General features: G+C 62.7%; 17 protein-coding genes, 4 tRNA genes and 2 pseudogenes. 17 read left to right on the top strand and 6 right to left on the bottom strand.

What is annotated here, in order from left to right; all coding sequences use genetic code 11:
- Positions 1-69: 69 nt before the first annotated feature.
- From MMSP_RS06025 to MMSP_RS06000, 6 genes and pseudogenes are all read left to right on the top strand, one after another.
- A pseudogene (locus MMSP_RS06025) lies at positions 70-690 on the top strand (IS30 family transposase); the annotation flags it as partial.
- Between the two features lie 147 nt (positions 691-837).
- A complete protein-coding gene (locus MMSP_RS06020; protein ID WP_020785873.1) occupies positions 838-2,475 on the top strand; it encodes a hypothetical protein in 1,638 nt (545 codons plus the stop codon).
- Between the two features lie 188 nt (positions 2,476-2,663).
- Positions 2,664-3,521 (top strand): nucleotidyltransferase, encoded by an 858-nt coding sequence (locus tag MMSP_RS06015; RefSeq protein WP_036426240.1) that lies wholly within the window; start codon positions 2,664-2,666, stop codon positions 3,519-3,521.
- A 12-nt stretch (positions 3,522-3,533) separates the two neighbouring features.
- Positions 3,534-4,451, top strand: coding sequence for an S-4TM family putative pore-forming effector (locus MMSP_RS06010; RefSeq protein ID WP_020785871.1), 918 nt, complete (start codon positions 3,534-3,536; stop codon positions 4,449-4,451).
- Positions 4,421-6,454 carry a type ISP restriction/modification enzyme gene (locus MMSP_RS06005; protein WP_084472526.1) on the top strand — a complete coding sequence of 678 codons (2,034 nt, stop codon included), beginning with the start codon at positions 4,421-4,423 and terminating at the stop codon, positions 6,452-6,454. The genes MMSP_RS06010 and MMSP_RS06005 overlap by 31 nt, the downstream gene beginning before the upstream one ends.
- Positions 6,455-6,520: 66 nt before the next feature.
- Positions 6,521-6,724 carry a hypothetical protein gene (locus MMSP_RS06000; RefSeq protein ID WP_011738847.1) on the top strand — a complete coding sequence of 68 codons (204 nt, stop codon included), beginning with the start codon at positions 6,521-6,523 and terminating at the stop codon, positions 6,722-6,724.
- A gap of 13 nt (positions 6,725-6,737) precedes the next feature.
- Here MMSP_RS06000 and MMSP_RS05995 read toward each other — a convergent pair whose 3' ends face one another.
- Positions 6,738-7,166: an NUDIX hydrolase gene (locus MMSP_RS05995; RefSeq protein ID WP_015357252.1), complete on the bottom strand. Its 429-nt coding sequence runs from the start codon at positions 7,164-7,166 to the stop codon at positions 6,738-6,740.
- A gap of 93 nt (positions 7,167-7,259) precedes the next feature.
- On the opposite strand from MMSP_RS05995, the gene MMSP_RS05990 reads away from it, so the two are divergent.
- The 5 genes and pseudogenes from MMSP_RS05990 (at position 7,260) to MMSP_RS05970 (ending at position 11,322) form a co-directional block, all read left to right on the top strand.
- Positions 7,260-8,039, top strand: a complete 780-nt coding sequence (locus MMSP_RS05990; RefSeq protein WP_015357253.1) for a GntR family transcriptional regulator — start codon at positions 7,260-7,262, stop codon at positions 8,037-8,039.
- Between the two features lie 99 nt (positions 8,040-8,138).
- Positions 8,139-8,561: a hypothetical protein gene (locus tag MMSP_RS05985; RefSeq protein WP_015357254.1), complete on the top strand. Its 423-nt coding sequence runs from the start codon at positions 8,139-8,141 to the stop codon at positions 8,559-8,561.
- Positions 8,558-9,880 (top strand): FtsK/SpoIIIE domain-containing protein, encoded by a 1,323-nt coding sequence (locus MMSP_RS05980; protein WP_020785868.1) that lies wholly within the window; start codon positions 8,558-8,560, stop codon positions 9,878-9,880. The genes MMSP_RS05985 and MMSP_RS05980 overlap by 4 nt, the downstream gene beginning before the upstream one ends.
- 35 nt (positions 9,881-9,915) lie before the next feature.
- Entirely contained in the window at positions 9,916-10,152 is a 237-nt protein-coding gene (locus tag MMSP_RS05975) for an AlpA family transcriptional regulator (RefSeq protein ID WP_015357256.1), read from the top strand.
- A pseudogene (locus MMSP_RS05970) lies at positions 10,152-11,322 on the top strand (tyrosine-type recombinase/integrase). Before MMSP_RS05975 ends, MMSP_RS05970 begins: the two are co-directional and overlap by 1 nt.
- Before the next feature lie 25 nt (positions 11,323-11,347).
- Here the strand turns inward: MMSP_RS05970 and MMSP_RS05965 are convergent.
- From MMSP_RS05965 to MMSP_RS05955, 3 genes are all read right to left on the bottom strand, one after another.
- Positions 11,348-11,421, bottom strand: a tRNA-Phe gene (locus MMSP_RS05965).
- Between the two features lie 30 nt (positions 11,422-11,451).
- A tRNA-Asp gene (locus MMSP_RS05960) sits at positions 11,452-11,525 on the bottom strand.
- A 37-nt stretch (positions 11,526-11,562) separates the two neighbouring features.
- Positions 11,563-11,635, bottom strand: a tRNA-Glu gene (locus tag MMSP_RS05955).
- A 123-nt stretch (positions 11,636-11,758) separates the two neighbouring features.
- Here MMSP_RS05955 and MMSP_RS05950 point away from each other — a divergent pair.
- Positions 11,759-11,831, top strand: a tRNA-Lys gene (locus MMSP_RS05950).
- Positions 11,832-12,035: 204 nt separating this feature from the next.
- Complete coding sequence (locus MMSP_RS05945) at positions 12,036-12,848, top strand: TIGR04255 family protein (protein ID WP_012396383.1); 813 nt, start codon at positions 12,036-12,038, stop codon at positions 12,846-12,848.
- Between the two features lie 17 nt (positions 12,849-12,865).
- Here the strand turns inward: MMSP_RS05945 and MMSP_RS05940 are convergent, their stop codons facing one another.
- The gene (locus MMSP_RS05940) at positions 12,866-13,771 is read right to left on the bottom strand and encodes an SAM-dependent methyltransferase (RefSeq protein ID WP_036426239.1); all 906 of its coding nucleotides are present in this window, start codon (positions 13,769-13,771) and stop codon (positions 12,866-12,868) included.
- A 93-nt stretch (positions 13,772-13,864) separates the two neighbouring features.
- Between MMSP_RS05940 and MMSP_RS05935 the strand changes: the two genes are divergently transcribed.
- The 3 genes from MMSP_RS05935 to MMSP_RS05925 are packed head-to-tail and all read left to right on the top strand — an operon-like array spanning position 13,865 to position 15,065.
- Positions 13,865-14,365, top strand: a complete 501-nt coding sequence (locus MMSP_RS05935) for a nucleoside deaminase (protein ID WP_020785864.1) — start codon at positions 13,865-13,867, stop codon at positions 14,363-14,365.
- A 57-nt stretch (positions 14,366-14,422) separates the two neighbouring features.
- The gene (locus MMSP_RS05930; protein WP_051153614.1) at positions 14,423-14,803 is read left to right on the top strand and encodes a metalloregulator ArsR/SmtB family transcription factor; all 381 of its coding nucleotides are present in this window, start codon (positions 14,423-14,425) and stop codon (positions 14,801-14,803) included.
- Between the two features lie 58 nt (positions 14,804-14,861).
- Positions 14,862-15,065: a hypothetical protein gene (locus tag MMSP_RS05925; RefSeq protein ID WP_012396386.1), complete on the top strand. Its 204-nt coding sequence runs from the start codon at positions 14,862-14,864 to the stop codon at positions 15,063-15,065.
- Positions 15,066-15,077: 12 nt separating this feature from the next.
- On the opposite strand, the gene MMSP_RS05920 is transcribed toward MMSP_RS05925, so the two are convergent.
- Positions 15,078-16,136, bottom strand: a complete 1,059-nt coding sequence (locus MMSP_RS05920; RefSeq protein WP_020785862.1) for an oxygenase MpaB family protein — start codon at positions 16,134-16,136, stop codon at positions 15,078-15,080.
- Between the two features lie 73 nt (positions 16,137-16,209).
- On the opposite strand from MMSP_RS05920, the gene MMSP_RS05915 reads away from it, so the two are divergent.
- The gene (locus MMSP_RS05915; protein ID WP_020785861.1) at positions 16,210-16,851 is read left to right on the top strand and encodes a TetR/AcrR family transcriptional regulator; all 642 of its coding nucleotides are present in this window, start codon (positions 16,210-16,212) and stop codon (positions 16,849-16,851) included.
- Positions 16,852-16,894: the final 43 nt, after the last annotated feature.

The raw sequence follows: 16,894 nt of genomic DNA, 5'->3' as shown, positions 1-16,894 counted from the left end.
GCGGAGCATCCGCGAGTGCTGCTTGGAGGCGCAGGACGGGTTGAAGCAGAGGTACGGCCTCAGCGGTGATCACGTGACCGCGGCCCATTGCGCACCGGCAGGACCCATCGCCGCGCGCACCAGCGGCCGGGCCGGCGTCGCCCATGGTTCGCCCAGCCGATGTTGTCGATCCACCAGCGGCCATTCGCCCCCGCCGACCGCAGTCAGCCAGGACACTGGGAAGGCGACCTCATCCTCGGCAAGAACCAGCGCTCGGCGATCGGCACCCTCGTCGAGCGCCAGACCCGGCTGATTCGACTGATGCACCTTCCCGCCCGTGACGCCAACTCCCTGCGCATCGCAATCGCCGCGACCTTGGGTGACCTGCCATCAAACCTGATCCGATCGATCACCTGGGATCAGGGCATCGAAATGGCCCGGCACACCGACATCACCGCGGACCTCGGCGTACCGGTCTACTTTTGCGACTCCCGCTCGCCGTGGCAGCGCGGCAGCAACGAAAACGCCAACGGGCTGCTACGCCAATATTTTCCCAAGGGCACCAGCCTAAGCACCCACACACCCGACCATCTGCGCGCTGTCGAATATGAGATCAATAACCGCCCCCGCCACACCCTCGAAGACCGCAGTCCCGCCAAACTTTTCACCGCGCTGCTAAGCTCACCAGACCATCAACTGTTGCGACGTTGACTGGAAGCCACCTTGCCGCGCCGGGGTCAGAATTCACGTGCCGCTGACATGGGGAACCTCGTGTGGGCGTGAAGTCTGATTGCAGGTGCGACAGCCTGACCGACAATGCTGGGTTGAGTTGTCATACTGCGGTGCGACGATGCTGGAATGACGATCAGGATCCCTCAGGGCCGTCCCAACAAGCGGTTCATGCGTTACGTGCGGCCGCCGGTCACGGAGAAGACCACTCCCTTGTTTCCAATACGGCCCGAGACGCGGCCAATGAGGCTCGGCATCGACGTCGAGTCGATCCCGCAGCCTCCTGCGGATGGCTACCTCACTGGCTTCCTCACCCGCGACGAGATCCAAGTCCACCTGCTGATGCCGAAGGGGATGGATCAGCCTCCAGATGCATGGTCGACGCTTCTGGATAAGCCGATGCTACACACTGTTGACTTCACCACGGTCACCGACGCCGGCCGATTCATGGACGCGGCGGAGTTCCACATCACGACGAATACCGAATCGGAGGAAGGCTGGTCGGTTGCGCGGTTCTTCCCGATTTTCCAGCAGTTCGACGAGCAGACCGCTCCTGCCGACGCGCCTGTTCTATGCCTCGATGAACGCCACACCGCCGCTGCCTACGCCGCCGGCGCCGGAGCCGTAGAGATCGACGTGATCGTCACCAATCGGGCCGTCGCCGGGCGCACAGATGTCGGAGACAACGACATCGTCGTCACGGTAACTCCCGACGACGCGGTTGCCCTCATCGGGCACTATTTGCGAGTCACCTCGAACCCGGTCGTGGCCATAGAGCGCGGTCAACTCCTGGGTGGCGGCGCGTGGGAGACGACCGAGTCGACGGGAACCATCGTGAACTCGTACCTGTGGGGCGTTACCAGCGCGATGACGTTCTTCGACTTCGCCGCGGCACATGCCGCGGCCGCGCAAGGTGGTCCCGTGTGCGCCGAGGCTTTCAATTCGATCCTCATCCGGTTGGCCCGCGCAGCATGTGCGCTGGACCACATGCTCGCCGCCTTGTCCAACCCTTTGGACAAACGCAGGAGCGACGTAGTCGAGACAGCCGCTGAGGCGTTCGATCGTCAACTCCTCTACCTTGCAGCAGCATTCGACATCTACGGACGCCTGTACGCATGGCTGCTCGACACGTCGAAGGATCACAAAACCATTCGAAACCGGTCACTGGACTCACGCGACTTCGTTAACAAGCTGGTCCAGAAGCAGTATGACGAAACGTTGCTCGACGATGTGATCCGCTTACAGAAATACGCTTGGGTCTGCAAACACCTGCGCAACCACATCCACGACGGCATCCTCCAGGTCGTGCCGCAGCCCGGACGGCAATATGGGAACGCCACTAATGCCGCGCTGATGCTAGGCAGGATACAGCATTTCGCACCTGAAGCTGGGAATCTGGACCAGTCCCACTACGACGACCTCGGAGTGTGGATGGCAGAACCCATTTCGCCCTTCGGCCCCCAAGTAATGTCCGCCGATTTGGCCACTGCTGGGTTCACTCTGATGGGAGCAGCTTTGGAGTACGTCGAAGCGTTCACGCGACTGATCCTCTGCAACAAACCCAACACCATGATCGCCGCCGAGCAAGCTGCCGCAGCGAAAGAGTCGACCGATGAAACCGTGACCGACGAGGAGGATCGCGCTCCAGCTCCGAGCCGATTCCTGGGGTGCGTTGAAGTGCCGCTGGGACACGTTGATCCTGAGCCACCCGAACGAGCGAAGTTTCACCGGGCGATGTTCGGGTGGCACCCAGCGAGCATGGTGTAGCCGTCCAAGGAACAAGCGGCCGGTTCGACGATTCAGATCGACCACGACGACGCGTGCCAACCGGCGCGACGGGGTGCCGTCGACCAACATCAGCGTGTCGGTGGGGGCCACTAGGGTTTGTTCCAGCCGTCATCCGTTGACCGCCAGGGCAGCGATGGGTCGGCCGTCGGCACTGACGATGGAGTGATATGGCTTGGACTACTGAAGCGGCGTTCGCCCGCTTCTACGAGGAAGTTAATCTACCTGGAGACCATCGCACAACGGCGAATGCGCGTCGAGACTGGGTGTTAGACCGGTTGCGCAACAACGGCATCGAGGTACTGGAGGCGATAGCCTTCGGTTCAATCCCGCGGTACACCGCGCTAAAGGAGCATGCGGACGTCGACGTGATGGCGGTGCTCCACTACGGCAAACACATCAAGGACCGCCGACCGTCGCAGGTGCTGCTCGCGGTGAAAAATGCTTTGGGGACCGGGCAGGCAGGGGCAGGACGGCGTAACGGACAAGCCGTCACGGTTAGCTTCCAGTCCTGGCCCAACATCGATGTTGTCCCAGCGTTACGAGTGAACGATAACAATGGGAAGGTCACAGGGTACGAAATTCCCGACATGAAACGCGAGATCTGGTTGCCGACCAACCCTCCCCAGCACAGCAGCGACATCGCCGCGGCGGTTACGGCTCGGGGGTCCCGCTTCCGGCGAGTGATCACGATGCTGAAACACTGGAATCGGCGTCAGCCGGTTAAGCTGCAGAGCTATCACCTCGAAGTGATCGCGCTTAAACTATCGACATCGTGGGACGATTATAGTTGGCCTATCTTCAAGTGGTTCGAGCTTGCGCAGTCGGAGATCCACTGGTGCTGGCACGCAGGTCAAGACGTCTCTGGGTATCTCAACTACGAACAAAGGCAGGCGATCACGGCCCAGCTCGCAAGCGCCACCAACACCGCGCGTAGCGCGTGGCTGAAGGCATGTACGGACAAGCACAGTGAGGCGATTTCACTGTGGCGCAATGTTTTCGGTATGAAATTTCCGACCTACGGATAACAGGGTGCGCAGATGGACACCGAAGACCACGACTATACGGCCCCTGCCGCCGCCGATATAGCCGAGGGGGCGCTGCGACTGTTGATTGCCCAGCGAGCCCTGTATGCAAAGGCGAAGCGCTGGACTTACCTGCGGTGGATCGGGTTTAGCGTGATGGGCATAGTGGCACCGCCGTTGGCAGTTTTCTTTCCCAAAGCCGCGGTTGTGGTGGGAGCGGTCGCTGGCGTCTGGATCTTCCTGTCGCGCACCATCTTCAAAGCTTTCGAGGGGAAACTCGCCGCTCAGGGCGCGGCGGTCCAGGAAGATTTCGACAGGCTCGTCTTCGACATGCCGCCGCTGGCTACGAGAGTACCGCGCCCCACCCCTGAAGATGTCGCCGAGCTCGCTGGCTCGGATACAGAGGTGCTGGACCGCGCCAAGCAGGGCGGTCTCCTGGGCTGGTACCCGCTGGATCGCGGCGCCGCAGGAACGGTGTGCGTGGCTATAGCGCAGCGGGCAAACGCGGCCTATTCCGAACGGCTGCAGCGCCTCAACGCTCGTTACTGGCTGACAGTGTTGGTCGTCTGGACGGTTGTCATTGTGATGACCAGCATGATTATCGGTACCAGCCTGACGACGTTTCTGCTTGGTGTGGCAGCACCGCTGCTGCCGGCCTGCCTAGACATCGGTGAGCAGTTGCGGTCGTCTACGCAGGCGTGCGCCGACCGGCGCTCGATGGCCGATGACATTGAACACGCCGTACGCGGTACCAGAGACAACCCGCTCAACGACGAGGATCTGCTCGTCTGGCAGGAACGCCTCTACAGCCTGCGACGCTCAGCACCGTTGGTGCCCGACCTCATCTACGCACGGACTCGACGGAAGAACGAGGAGGCGATGAACTCCGCGGCAGCGGAGCTATGGGCGGCTGTCAGGCCAGTACGAGAATAATTGAGATCGGGTTTGCCCAGTCACGCTCGTCCACACACCAGGTGGTGGAACGTTGTGGGCGACTGGCTGGTACGGCAAGACCAAGTTCCGATCGCTGTGCGGGGGAGCTTCGACAGTCCGCTGCGCGTGGAAAACGCGCCGCGGTCTGCAACACGCCGAAACCATGTACGGAACCGCCGTACTCGGGAGGGCAGGACCGTGCCAATGACTTGAATGCCAACCTGAAGTATCCGACACTTGATGCGCGGATCGAGTCGACTTACGCTGCGCGGTCGACAGCTCAGTTCAATACAAGCCTCTATGACTCCTGCCTGCGAGCATTCCGCTGGGCAACCGACCGCGTGGGCGACCACGGGATCGTTGCGTACGTCTCCAACGGCGGTTGGATCGACAGCAATACCGCGGACGGTATCCGCTTGACATTGGCAGACGAGTACAGCCGGATCTACGTCTACAACATGCGGGGGAACCAGCGAACCGCCGGGGATCAGTCACGGCGCGAGGGCGGCAAGGTATTCGGTTCAGGTAGTCGCAGCACCGTGGCCGTCTTCATCGGGGTTCGCAATCCCGAACACGTCGGATCGTGCGAAGTCTTCTATCGATACATCGGCGACTACCTGACCCGCGAGCGGAAACTGGAGATCGTCGCGGTTGGCGATCTCGAATCCGTTGACTGGCAAGCCATCACGCCCAACGCTGACGGAGATTGGGTCAACCAGCGCAGCGACGATTTCAGCGCCTGGCCAGTGATTGGCGGCAAGAACGGTGAGTCGTCCGTTTTCGCGAAGTTCTCAGGCGGGCTCAAAACTAACCGAGATGCGTGGGTTGATAGCTTCTCGGCCGAGGCAGTCAACGCAAACGTCCGTCGCATGGTCAACTCCTATAACAGTCAGGCTGACCATTTCGACGGATACTGCGCGCAGCGGTCAATCACCGATCGTAGGCAGAATATTGATGCGTTCATCGACACTGACTCCTTCAACATCAGCTGGAGTGACGGCCTGAAATCGAGGCTCGCACGGGGAACTCGGCTGGCATTCAACCCGGAATCGCATCGTGACGCCATCTACCGACCGTTCCACCACCAGACCGTCTATTTCGACTCTTCAGTTATTGAACGCCCCGGCGGGCTTACGTCCATGTTTCCAACACGCCATCACGCAAACATCGGAATGTATGCACCAAACCCCGGCAGCATGGCGCTTCCGTTCATGTGTTTGATGACCGATCGAATCATCGATCTCGGAGCGGGTGCCGCCAATTTCTATCCCCGCTGGACCTACGAGAAGGCCGAGCCCGACGACAGCACCCTTGATCTGGCAGCTGGCTCAGCTGAGGTAGACGAGTACGGCTACAGTCGCGTCGACAACATCACCGACGGCATCCTCCGCCTATATCGGGAGGCGGTCGGCGACCAGGTCACCAAAGACGACATCTTCTTCTACGTCTACGGCCTGCTGCATGACCCGGCCTACCGATCGACGTACGCGGCGGACCTGAAGAAGATGCTGCCGCACATTCCGACTCCGGAGACGCTGGAGCGATTCGAGCAGCTAGCGATTGCCGGCCGGGCTCTGTCTGGCCTCCACGTCGGGTACGAAGACGTTGAACCCTATCCGGTCGACGTGCAGCTCAAGCCCGGCGCTGATTTGGCTGATCGCGAGACGTGGCGGGTCACAAAGCTGAAGTGGGCCAAGAAGAAGGACCCCGATACCAGCAAGAACGTGGATGACCACACGAAGCTGATATACAACCCGAAGGTCACCATCACCGGCATCCCCGAGGACGCCGAGAGGTACATGCTCGGCTCCCGCTCCGCGCTGGCCTGGGTCATCGACCGCTACCAGGTCAAGACCGACAAGGCGTCCGGGATCGTGAATGACCCGAACGACTGGTGCGACGAGCACGACGACCCGCGGTACATCGTCGACCTCATCGCGAAGGTCACTACTGTCGCGGTCGAGACGATGAAGATTGTCGACGGGCTCGCCGAAATCGGATAGGACTCGGCGACTGGGCCATGTGTCGGACTACGACTTGTTGTCGGTCCAACGCGATAGCTTCCAGCCATGGTGACTTACATGTTGAGCGAGTCCACCGAAGGCTGGGCGCTCTACGACGACGAGGCCAGGACCGCGGTCTTGCGTGGCGGTCTCAATACCGTGCTGCTCGTCGCAGCGAAAGCGATGCGCGAGAACGGCGATCCCGTACATGGCGGCTGGACCCTAGTGCCCGAGACCGGAGTGCGGACACTGCGATTCCTACCGAGGTAGAGCCCCCGAGCTGTCACACGCGCACGAGATTCACTCCATCATGCGCCCGCGACTGAGGCGCTTCCTCGAAGGCATCCAGCACACGCACACCAAACGCCGGGACCATCGCCGACTGCACTTCTTCTTTTGTCATCCAACGAATTTCGCACGCCTCCTCAGTGGCGTGCGCTTCATCTCCGAGCGGCCGACAGCGGTACACCAACGCGACGATTCCGTGAGCCAGATTCTTGTAGACACCAGTCAGCCGTTCGACGGCGACCTCAACCCCTGTCTCTTCCAACACCTCGCGCTGAACACCGGCCTCAAAAGATTCATCCAGTTCCAGGACCCCCCCGGGCGCCTCCCAGTGGCCATTGTCGTCCCGCTTGATGACTAGAACGCGACCGTCGTCGCGGACCACAATGCCGGCGACGCTGACCGAATGTTTCGGTGTGGCTGCCATGCGCAAGACTCCTCTGCGGCCGACTCCCTTAGTGACAGGGGACGTGTCGTTTCCCTAGACTAGTCGCCTAGACATGTAGTGGAAGGCTCTCAGGTGCTGCAACTTGGCCAGATCGACCGGGCGGACGATAAGCCGCCGTATCGGCAGATCGCCAGCATGTTGCGTGGCGCCATCATCTCTGGCGAGCTAGAAGCTGGCGGACGCCTGCCCTCCGAGGCCGAGTTAATCGAGTATTTCGGGGTCGCGCGGATGACAGTCCGCCAGGCAGTGCAAGAACTGCGCACCGAAGGCCTGGTGATCTCCGAGCACGGTCGCGGGGTGTTTGTGCGCCCCGCCCCCCCAATTAGGCGGCTCGCATCCGATCGCTTCGCCCGGCAACATCGCGCCAACGGCAAAGCGGCATTCACCGTCGAAGCGGAGAGGTCCGGCCACACACCTCAAGTCGACAACATCACCGTTTCCCGCGAGAGGCCGGATTCGGTTGTGGCCGAACGGCTTCGACTGACTGCAGATGACGAAGTGGTGGTTCGGTCCCGACGTTACCTCGCCGACGGCAAGCCGGTCGAAACGGCAACCTCATACATTCCTGTCGCATTCGCGCAGGGCACCAAGATCGAACAGACCGACACGGGGCCAGGTGGCATCTACGCGCGCTTTGAAGAGGCTGGTCACACCCTCGCGCGGTTCACCGAGGAGGTCGGCGCCCGAATGCCCACTCCCGAAGAACGCCGTGCCTTGCAGCTCCCGCCAGGGGCGCCTGTTCTAACAGTGGTGCGGACTGCCTATGACACCAAGGACGTGGCCGTTGAAGTGTGCGACACAGTGAAGGTGGCATCGGCCTACCTGCTGGAATACGACTTCTCCGCGCGCTGAAACGTCGCGAAACGACCAAGCGCGCCCGAACACTTGACTTACTCCTCTAGACGACTGGGCTGAGTAGTCATCTAGTCAATTCCCTCGAAAGGCTCAGCAATGTCCATCCCCAAATGGCTCCAAATCGGCCACGACCAGGTGTTCGCCCTCGGCGCGTTCCTCGTATCCGAGATAACGCCGATGATCGACTTCGACAAGTCCTCCGGCGACAACCGCGTGCAGGCAAGGGATCGCGATACCGGCTTGCCGATGTGGCAGGTCGAAGTACTCGACGGTGATCCCGCAGCACCGAAGCGCAGCCGAACGGTGACGGTCAAGTTCGCCTCGCCGACGCAGCCCTCCGCGCCCGCCAATTCCAGCGGAACACCCTTTACCCCAGTGGTTTTCGACGGTCTCATGGCGCTGCCCTACGTTGAGAAATCGGGTGACTTCTCCCGGATCGCCTGGTCGTTTCGAGCCTCCGACATGAGGGCACCGGGCAAGCCGTCCACGAGCGCAGCGACAAGTCGGGAGTCGGCATGAATCCCGATCCCTACGCACAGCTCGATCCCGACACCCCGTTCCGGCTCGACCACGTCGTGAATTTCCTCGCCACTCTCGGCCTGTGGGTGGCGATCATCGTGGCACTCGCCGGCGTTGCACTCGTCTCCTGGCGACTGCACTCACCCGAGACGTTCGAAGAACGGTTCGCAACACCGGCCACACTCCTGAGCTGGCGACTGTGGGCGTGCATCTCCTGGCGCAGGCTCTGCAAGCGCTGCGGCTTGTCCGCCTCCGAACAGGTGACGCGTCGCGACAAAGAAGGGCGCCAGGTCACTTCGACCCGCTGGCTTCATCCAAAGCTGTTGGGAACAGAGGTGTCTCAGACCACCCTGCGGCTCACGGTGCGGGCAAGGATGGGACAAACCGTGGAAGACCTGGAGCGCGCAGTCCCTGCGATCCGTGATGCTACCGGCGCACATTCGGCGCGGGCGGTTGTCGTCTCGCCGGGGACGATGCGCATCGAGCTGGTCAAGCGGGAGCAGTTGTCGACGGTACGTCACGCAGCGCCGCCAATGGCGGTGACAACAACACGGGTGACACTCGGTCGGCGCGAGGACGGTTCCGATTGGATCCTTCCCTTGAGCGGCCGACACACCCTCACCGTGGGCTGCTCGGGTGCAGGCAAAGGTTCCGTCTTCTGGGGCATCGCCTGCGGGCTTGGTCCTGCCGTCGGCGCCGGAGTAGTTCATCTGATCGGAATTGACCTGAAGTACGGCATCGAGTTGTCAGTCGGCGCAGGTCTATTCACCAAGATCGCCACCACCGAGACCGACGCCGTGGCAACCCTTGCCGGGCTAGAGATGCTGATGGACAAGCGCGGCAACGAGATGGCCAGCCTCACCCGCGAGCACCGTCCGACCAAGGCCTCACCGCTGGTCGTGCTGCTGATCGACGAGCTGGCAGGGCTGACCGCCTACATGAGCGACCCAGCTCTTCGAAAGGAAGCCGCCGCCTTGTTGTCACGGATTCTCACCAAGGGTCGAGCACTGGGCATCGTGGTCGCCGCGTTCCTGCAAGACCCTCGCAAGGAAGTCCTGCCGATGCGAGGCCTGTTTACCCAGACCATTGCGCTTCGACTGCGATCCCGCGAGGAAGTCACGATGGTCCTCGGTGACGGCATGGCCGAGAAAGCGGCAGCACACCGAATCAGCCCCGACAGACCGGGTACCGGCTACGTGATCGCCGAGGACGGCCATACGACCAAGGTCCGATCCGACTACTGGTCTGACGATCAGATCCGCTCCACTGCAAGGCAGTACGGAAGATCGACAACCGCCGGAGGGCAGCGCAGTGAATAACGGGTCCGATGCAATCCGAGCAGCGAGGTGATGCCATGGTGATTCACGGTCTCCGGGAAACGCTCGTGTCCACCGGCGGCTTTCCTGAGCTGCTGACTGCAGATCAGGTGTCAGCGCTGCTCGGCGTCTCTGCCGCGACGCTCAACCGGTGGGCAGCGCTCCGCGAAACGACCGGCGAGCAGATCGGGCCGCCCTGCTACACGTTGTCGGAGCGGGTACGGCGCTGGGATGCGACCGAAGTCCGGTCCTGGCTCAAGCAGGTGCGTCGGTAATGGCCGGCAACACTCCGCGCGGCATCCGTAAACGGCTGAACGCCGCCGGTGAGCCCCGCTACCAAGTCCGCTACCTGATCCGTGACCCGGACGCCCCATCCGGCTGGGTGGAAACGTCCGCGACGTTCCCGACGCTGCGCGAGGCGAAGGCCTTCAAGTCCGAACGGGACAACGAGGCCGCGCTGGGCGCACGTCGGTTCGACCCCCGCCTTGGTCGGACGCCGCTCAGCAGGATCTGGACGCAGTTCTCCGACTCCAAGAAGCCGGCGGTGTCGCCGAAGACCTGGAGCGGCTACAACCAGCACTGGGAATTGCGCATCAAGCCGCGGTTCGGGCATGTGCCGGTCGACGAGATCACCCGCGCTGACGTCCAGGCGTTCGTTGACGGCCTGACGGTCGGCCCGTGGGCGGAAGGTGTCGACGCTGCGTCTCCTGCGGTCGATTCTCGATGTCGCACACCAGGACGGCCGCATCCACCGCAACCCCGCGCTCGGCGTCTCGGCGGGCCGCATTCCTGAGCGGGAGCGTCACCGATACTTGACTGCTCAGGAGGTCCGGATGCTCGCTACCGCGTGCGACGATCAGGGCGACGTGGTGACGATCCTGGCCTACACCGGCCTGCGCTGGTCCGAACTCGTCGGCCTCCGGGTCAAGGACATCGACCTGACTGCTCGTCGGCTCTATGTGCGACGGGCCGCACCGGAAGTTGAGGGCCACATTGTTATCGGGCCACCCAAGACCCGAGCCGGCATTAGAACCGTCCCGCTCCCCCAAGTCGTCGTCGACATCTTCAAGGGGCGTATCACCGGGCGGGCACCGGACCAACCCGCCGTCACTTCAGCCAACGGAGCGATGTTGCGCTCCAACAACAGGCGTCGCCACACCCACTGGAACAAAGCCCTCAAAAGCACCGACCTAGCGCCACTAACCATCCACGATCTACGCCATACCTACGCCAGCCTGGCCCGCAAATCCGGCGCCGACCTCAGATATGTCCAGAAGACCATGGGCCACTCGACGCCGACCGTGACCGCGAACATCTATAGCGATCTCTACGCCGACGAACTAGACCAAGTGGCAACCAACCTCGATCAGCTTCACGCGACTGAGATTCAGACACCGACGACCGGACAAGAACCGGACGAACCAAACCAACCATCGAGTGCATAATCCGTGTCTATGCAGGTCAGAAGAGTGGCCAGGGGCGGGATCGAACCGCCGACCTTCCGCTTTTCAGGCGGACGCTCGTACCGACTGAGCTACCTGGCCCCAAGGCAGCATGTGCCTCGCCATAATCGGCGACCCTGACGGGACTCGAACCCGCGACCTCCGCCGTGACAGGGCGGCGCGCTAACCAACTGCGCCACAGGGCCTTGCTGTACTACTTGCTCCGCGTTACCGCGTCGCGTGTACCCCCAACGGGATTCGAACCCGTGCTACCGCCGTGAAAGGGCGGCGTCCTAGGCCACTAGACGATGGGGGCCCGATCCGAATCACTCCGGGGCACTCGCAACGTGGTTCGTTGGAAGCCTCGCTAGCTTAGGTCACCACAGGGCCAATCCTCAAACGAGCCCCCATTTCGGACCCAGTATCCTTGACCTCCGCAGCCCCTATAGCTCAGTTGGTAGAGCTACGGACTTTTAATCCGCAGGTCCTAGGTTCGAGTCCTAGTGGGGGCACTCAAACGGGCCGTGAACTCGGCCGATTCCCCGCGCGGGATCGGTCGTTTCACGGAGCCGGCCGATCCCGAGGCGGGCCGCAGGCGCGAATCGGCCGGGTGCGATCCGCGGCCGATGAGAGTGGGCACGATCACTTCACGGTTTCGGCCACATCCAGCCTTGGGCGGCGTTTAGAACCCGCCAGCGCTTGGTTATGCTCCGGCTATGCTTCCCGAGATGAATCCCGATGGAGTCCAACCCAACGCACCCGTTGCTCTGGTGACCGCGGAAATTCGGCACCCGGCAACGGATTCGCTCACCGAATCAAGCAGCCGCGAGCTCAAGCACCTTCTCATCAACGACTTGCCCATCGAACGTCAAGCCCAAGACGTGAGTTGGGGCATGACGGCTCCCGGCGCCGCCCCCACGCCCGTGGCGGACCGTTTCGTGCGCTACGGCAATCGGGACAACACGGTTTCCGCGTCGCTGAAGAACCAGGCGATCGTCGTCGAGACCAGCGCTTACAGCAGTTTCGATAATTTTTGCGACATCCTGCTGCGGGTCGCGGACGCGCGGGCGCAGGTGTCGTCCATCGTCGGGGTGGAGCGCATCGGCCTGCGGTACGTCCTCGAAATCCGGGTTCCCGCCGGTGTCGATGGCCGCATCGCGTGGAGCAACTGGATCGATGAGCAGCTTCTCGGTCCGCAACGCATCGCTCCGGGCGGGCTGTCCATGGCCGAGTGGCAGGGCGCCGCGGTCTACCGCGAGGCACAGCCCGGCAAGTCGCTCATCCTGCGTTACGGCCCGGGCATGGGCCAGGCCCTCGATGCGAACTACCACCTGCGTCGCGTCACCGCGGCCCAGACCGGACCGTTCTTCCTGATGGACATCGACAGCTTCTGGACGCCGCTCGGCTCGATTCCCGAGTTCAACCGGGATGCGCTCGTTTCGACCCTGCAGGACCTCTACGGTCCCGCGCGGGAGGTCTTCCAAGACCTGATCACCCCGCGCCTCAGGGATGAACTGCTGCGCTCCTAGCGCCGGCTACGCAGCCTTTAGCGCCCGAGCACCGCGCTGGTGTAGGTGATGTCGGCGAACACGGCGGCGATGTCATCGTCGGGATAGTCCAAGCCATTGGCCGCGTGTAGCTCCTTGGCGGTGTGGGACGCACTCTGCCAGCCGTCGCGGGCTAGATGGTCGATGACGTGGCTGCGCTGACCGTGGTAGACGAGGTCGTTGAAGTCGATCTCGAACCCCAGTTCGCTCATCCGGGCATGGTGCGAACGCCACCGCTCGTCGTTGAACACCGCCGTGTCGGGGACAAACTCGAAGGCCAGCCGGCTGCCCGTAGCACTGAGCGCGGTGACGTTGTCGAACAACGCGCCTTGGGCGTCATCGGGTAGGTAGACGAGCAGGCCTTCGGCGCTCCATGCCGAGGGCACGTCCTTGTCGAATCCGGCGGCCTGCAGCACGGCCGCCCAATCGTCACGCAGGTCGACCGCAACGGTGCGGCGTTCGGCGGTCGGCTCGGCCCCAAGATCGGCCAGCGTGAGGGTCTTGAACTCGATCACCTGTGGCATGTCGACCTCATAGACGACGGTGCCCGCCGGCCAGCCCAGCCGATAGGCGCGCGCATCCAGGCCGGACGCCAGGATCACCACCTGGGAAATCCCGCTTCGGGTGGCGTCCACGAAGAACTGGTCGTAGAACCTGGTCCGGCAGGCCATCGCCTCGGCCATCCGGGCCGGATCGAATCCAGACTCCACATCAACCGGAATCTGTCCATTCACCAGCCGGGTGTAGACGTCGATGCCGACCGCACGCACCAGCGGGGCCGCGTACGGGTCATCGATCAGCGCGTACTGCGGGTCGGCAGCCAGCGCGCGCTGGGCGGCGACCATCGTCGCCGTCGCACCGACACTTGTCGCAAGGTCCCAACGATCCCGGTCGGTACGCACCATGCCGCTCCTTCGTCCCCAAACCCGGAAAAGACTATAGATAATCTAGTTAGTATCACAGGCTGCGCCGATTGCGCCCGGTCTAGGCTGACAAGTGTGACCGACTTCGCTCAGCGCGCCATCGATCTCGCCCGCCTAAACGTGGCCGAAGGCGGCCGACCATTCGCGACGGTCATCGTCAAAGACGGCCAGGTGCTCGCTGAGAGCGCCAACAAGGTGGCCCAGACCAACGACCCCACCGCCCACGCCGAGATCCTCGCCATCCGCGCAGCGTGCACCAAGCTGGGAACCGAGCAGCTGTTCGGGACCACCTTCTACGTGCTGGCGCACCCATGCCCGATGTGCCTGGGTTCGCTCTACTACTGCTCCCCCGACGAAGTCATCTTTTTGACCACCCGCGACATCTACGAGCAGTACTACGTCGACGACCGCAAGTACTTCGAGCTCGCGACCTTCTACGACGAGTTCGCCAAGGCCTGGCAGGACCGTCGCCTGCCGATGCGCTACGGCCCGCGCCCCTCAGCCGTGAACGTCTACCGGTTCTGGCAGGAGCTCAACGGCGGGAAGCGCGCGGCGGCCCCCAACTCGGCCGACTAGACGTCCAACAACCGGTGATCTTGACACCACACTACCAATCTGAACTGTTATCTGCGTATGCATGCAGATAACAGATCACAGCCCTTGCCGGACGATCAGGTGGGCTTGGTGGTTGAGGTGTTTCGGATGCTTGCCGACGCCACTCGCGTGCAGGTCCTATGGTCGCTGGCCGATCGCGAGATGTCGGTGAATGAACTCGCCGAACACATCCACAAGCCCGCGCCCTCGGTCTCCCAGCACCTGGCGAAGCTGCGGATGGCTCGGCTGGTGCGCACCCGCCGGGACAAGACGACGATTTTCTACAGCCTGGAAAACGAGCACGTGCGGCAGTTGGTGATCGATGCGGTCTTCAACGCCGAGCACGCCGAGCACGCCGGCCCCGGCGTCCCCCGCCATCACCGATCCGACGGCGGGCTGCAGGCCGTAACCGACGCCTAACCGAGCCCCTCAGAACCACAACATGTTTCACACAAGAAGAAAAAGGAGAGATGAATCCATGTCCGATGAGCATACCCACCACGGGCCGCATGCGCACGAACACCGGCACGGCGAGGTGACCCACAGCCACGCCCACACCACCCATCAGCACGAACACGTCGAGCACGCACACCCGCACTCACACGATGACGGGACCGAGCACACCCATCAGCACGTGCATGAATCGGGCCTGGAAAGCGTGCACAGCCACGCGCACAGCTGACACCGCGCCGGATCAGACCTCAGGGCAGTAGTGCATGGGGTTGTCACGCTCGTCCAGCGGCGGCAGGTTGCGCGCCGGAGTCTGCACCAATGGCGCGTCGGCTGGGATACGCCCCATGGCCCGATCCCAGCCGGCGCGCCCGCGCGGATGCTTGCGCATTCGACGCGGCACCAGCGCAAAGATCAGGCGCACGAGGTCCCCGAAGCGCCGGTGTAGCCACTCATCGCGCCGCGACCACTGATAGCCCATCAGGGTTCGCACCGGTGGGTCATAAAGACCGACGGTGACCCACACAAAAAACGGGGCCAACAACTTTCGCTGCAACGCCCACAGCCGGTCCGGAACCCGTTGCGCAAATGGCGGTTTAGGCAGTTCGGTCAGATCGAGCACGGCGCGCGCGGCGAAGTTGTTCTCCAGCACGTTGCAGCACATGTGGTCCCAGTAGACCTGAAATTCCTCCCAGGACGCCGGAACGGGCCGCATGCTCATGCCATACATCCGGTACCACTGCACGTGTTCGTCGAACAGCTGGCGCTTCTGCGCTTCGGTCAACCCCCCACAGAACCGTTCGGCCACGTGAATTGTGCCGACAAAGAACGTGGCGTGCGCCCAGTAGAAGACGTCCGGATTCAGGGCGTGGTATCGGCGACCCGCCGCGTCCACCCCTTTGATGTTGACGTGATAGTCGCGGACTTCGGCGCCGGTGACCGGGGCACGGTCGCCGTCGAACACCACGCCGCCGATCGGATAGAGCGACCGCAACAGCCTGGGCCAGCGCTCGCGGAAAAACGTCGAGTGATCCTCGACGGCCGCGCCAAGTTGAGGGTGCATGTTCTGCATGGATCCCGCCCATGGCCCCTGCAACATGCCGCGCCAGTCACCGAAGTACCGCCACGTCAACGAGTCCGGCCCCAGCGGGATCGGCGGCGCCTCATAGCCCAGCGGCGAAACCGGACAACCGGTTGCTGCGGGTTGCGAATCGCCGGGCGCGGCAACCTGGCCGGCAGAGTTCGTCGACGACTTCGGCTCGGCGCTGGTCAGTGGGCAGGCCGCGGACGTATCTTGGGTCACTGGTGTCCCCCAGGCGGTTGGGTGATGTCAGCAATTTTGACTACACGCGTTGTCACTTGATTCTAGGAGGGATGTGCAGGCGGGTCAAAGACGGGGTCGCTGGACGGGCGTCACGCTGGAAGATCGCCACGCCGTACGCCGCGACACCCTCATCGCCGCCGGCGTTCAATTGCTCGGCGAGGAAGCGGGACCGGCGCTGACCGTTCGCGCGGTCTGCCGCCAAGCGGCACTCACCGAGCGTTATTTCTATGAAAGCTTTAGCGACCGTGACCATTTCGTACGCGCAGTCTACGACGACGTTTGCACCCGAGCGATGGCGACGCTTATGTCGGCAAATACCCCCCGAGACGCCGTGGAGCGATTCGTTGCACTGATGGTCGATGATCCGGTACGCGGTCGCGTCCTGCTTTTGGCGCCGGCCGTCGAACCGGTGCTGACGCGCTCCGGCGCGGACTGGATGCCCAACTTCATCGATTTACTGCAACGCAAACTCTCTCAAATCGCCGACCCCGTTTTGCAGAAACTGGTCGCCACCAGCCTGATCGGTGCCCTTACCGGCCTTTTCACCGCATATTTGAATGGACAATTGGGAGCCACCCGCCAGCAATTTATTGACTACTGCGTGGATTTGTTGCTCGGCACCGCCGCCGCCTACGCTCCACACCGTGACCGAGGTGAAGCCGAGCACCCAGTCGCTGCCCGACAGCACGACTAAGCCGATTAATATCGCAGGGCCTGCGACTCGATATTTGCGCGAA

The organism is Mycobacterium sp. 012931 (assembly GCF_000419295.1).
Taxonomy (GTDB): Bacteria; Actinomycetota; Actinomycetes; order Mycobacteriales; family Mycobacteriaceae; genus Mycobacterium; species Mycobacterium marinum.
This window is presented reverse-complemented; position numbering and strand designations above follow the sequence as displayed.

Bases quoted from the DNA above. Each gene is read 5' to 3' on its own strand.
- MMSP_RS06020 (WP_020785873.1), top strand. From the start codon at position 838: ATGACGATCAGGATCCCTCAGGGCCGTCCCAACAAGCGGTTCATGCGT.
- MMSP_RS06015 (WP_036426240.1), top strand. From the start codon at position 2,664: ATGGCTTGGACTACTGAAGCGGCGTTCGCCCGCTTCTACGAGGAAGTT.
- MMSP_RS06010 (WP_020785871.1), top strand. From the start codon at position 3,534: ATGGACACCGAAGACCACGACTATACGGCCCCTGCCGCCGCCGATATA.
- MMSP_RS06005 (WP_084472526.1), top strand. From the start codon at position 4,421: ATGGGCGGCTGTCAGGCCAGTACGAGAATAATTGAGATCGGGTTTGCC.
- MMSP_RS06000 (WP_011738847.1), top strand. From the start codon at position 6,521: ATGGTGACTTACATGTTGAGCGAGTCCACCGAAGGCTGGGCGCTCTAC.
- MMSP_RS05995 (WP_015357252.1), bottom strand. From the start codon at position 7,166: ATGGCAGCCACACCGAAACATTCGGTCAGCGTCGCCGGCATTGTGGTC.
- MMSP_RS05985 (WP_015357254.1), top strand. From the start codon at position 8,139: ATGTCCATCCCCAAATGGCTCCAAATCGGCCACGACCAGGTGTTCGCC.
- MMSP_RS05980 (WP_020785868.1), top strand. From the start codon at position 8,558: ATGAATCCCGATCCCTACGCACAGCTCGATCCCGACACCCCGTTCCGG.
- MMSP_RS05975 (WP_015357256.1), top strand. From the start codon at position 9,916: ATGGTGATTCACGGTCTCCGGGAAACGCTCGTGTCCACCGGCGGCTTT.
- MMSP_RS05945 (WP_012396383.1), top strand. From the start codon at position 12,036: ATGCTTCCCGAGATGAATCCCGATGGAGTCCAACCCAACGCACCCGTT.
- MMSP_RS05940 (WP_036426239.1), bottom strand. From the start codon at position 13,771: ATGGTGCGTACCGACCGGGATCGTTGGGACCTTGCGACAAGTGTCGGT.
- MMSP_RS05930 (WP_051153614.1), top strand. From the start codon at position 14,423: ATGCATGCAGATAACAGATCACAGCCCTTGCCGGACGATCAGGTGGGC.
- MMSP_RS05925 (WP_012396386.1), top strand. From the start codon at position 14,862: ATGTCCGATGAGCATACCCACCACGGGCCGCATGCGCACGAACACCGG.